General features: G+C 64.0%; 1 protein-coding gene. It reads right to left on the bottom strand.

The window, feature by feature from the left end:
• Nucleotides 1–1,103: DNA translocase FtsK (locus tag JKL46_RS34675; RefSeq protein WP_281400207.1), on the bottom strand; the 1,103-nt coding region annotated here is incomplete at its 3' end.
• Nucleotides 1,104–1,694 lie beyond the last annotated feature (591 nt).

Genomic DNA, 1,694 nt, shown 5'->3' with positions numbered 1-1,694 from the left:
TCGGCGAGCGAGATCACCCGCGACGACTTCGTCCCAGGCGCAGGCTCCAACTCGTAGAGCGTCACGACCGGGCCGGGGCGCACGTTGATGATCTCGCCCTTGACGTTGAAGTCCCACAGCACGTTCTCGAGCGTCGCAGCATTCTCCTGCAGCACTTCGACCGGCACTTCCGCGCTGTCCCAGATCTTCGGCTCTGCCAGAAGATCGAGCTCCGGAAGTTCGAACGCGAAAGAGGCGCCGACGGGAGCGGACACGCCGACGGAAACCGAGGCGTAATTATCGCGGCGGAAGCTGTCGTTGGCAGGAACCGGCACCGCCGGCGCCTGACCGGGGCGCGGCGGTGTCACGATGGCGGCACGGCGCGGCGCTTCCTCGACGATCCCATCCTCCTCATCGAGGAATTCCTCGACATCGGTTTCAACCTCTTCGACTTCGAGCGTATCTTCCTCCTCGTCGTCCCACGGCGGATCCTCTGGCTCTGCAGCAGGCGGAGGAGGCTCGGGCATGCGTCGTCTGCTTTCGACGACAGGTGCCGCTTTCTTGACAACGGGCACCTTCTCCTCGCGCTTGGCTGTTGCGGCGGCTGCAGGAGGTGTCGGGGGGACCGAAGGGGTTGGAAGCGAAGGATCGAGCAGATAGGTCCCCGGCTGCCACATGAAGCTGTAGGACCTCACAGCGGACAGCTCGAAGCTCACCGGATCGCTCTTTGCAGGCGATGCGAGCGGCTCAACGGGAGCTGCCGCCACTGGCGCGGCCGGTGCAACCGGAGCGGAGGGCGCGCGTCTTTGCAGCGCTTCCGTTCTCGGAGCTGGCATTTCCGCTCTCGGGGCTGCAGGGGCCGGTCGCTTGACGGGATGTTGTGTAGGAGGCGCGACACGACTGAACGCGCGCGCCGCACCGGAATCCGCCTCCTGCGAGGCCGCTTTGTTCTGCAGCGCCTGCAACCGCTCCTGAACAGCCGGTGCAGGATCGGGCACGCGGGTCGCGGCGATGTCCCGCGCCTGGCGCTCCGTGCCCTCCGTTGTCGAATGCGGAGCGGCCTGCATGCGGCGTTCCTTCAGAACGCGCTCGGGCGTCCGCGTGAAGCGCACCTCCGGCGACATGGAAAACGACTGCTCCCACACCTCCCCGCGTGGCGCACCGTTTGGACCTCTGCTCTGAGCATCCCGGCGCGGCGAGGCATTCTCCCCCGGGCGACGGTTCTCGACAGATCTTGCCCGAACGGCTTCCTGCCGAAGAGCACGGTCGTCGGCTTCGGGCAAGTGCTGCCCTGCAGACTCGATACCCGGTGCACTGCTTGGATTGTTCGACCCTGGATGCTTGTCCTCGTTGAGCGAGCCATAACCGTGGGCGGCGGAAGAGGGAGACCGTCGTTTGAAATGCATTGTCTGTTATGGTGTTGGGGCCGAACCTGCCGACCCGGGAGGAGATTCACTCCGATTACGCCTGCCAAAGGTAAAAAGAGGATTAGGAGACCATCGCGGATCACGACGCGACCTCTTGTCCCCAGCTAGGCACCAAGCCTTCAAAACCGCTTCTGCACCTCCTATATCCGTGGAGGAGCGAGACGCTCCCCTCCCCTACAGGACCGTTTGCATGGCAGGACATCCAAGATGTCTCTTGCCAAAAATTTTTTGATCTTTATATCGGCGCGACCTTGGTGCGTTGGTCTCGTGTGAGCGGGCTGTGCCGGG

Origin of the sequence: Microvirga zambiensis WSM3693 (assembly GCF_016735695.1) — a bacterium.
In the GTDB taxonomy this organism is placed as follows: Bacteria; Pseudomonadota; Alphaproteobacteria; order Rhizobiales; family Beijerinckiaceae; genus Microvirga; species Microvirga zambiensis.
The sequence above is the reverse complement of the archived record's forward strand: the minus strand, read 5'-3'. Positions and strand labels throughout refer to the sequence as shown.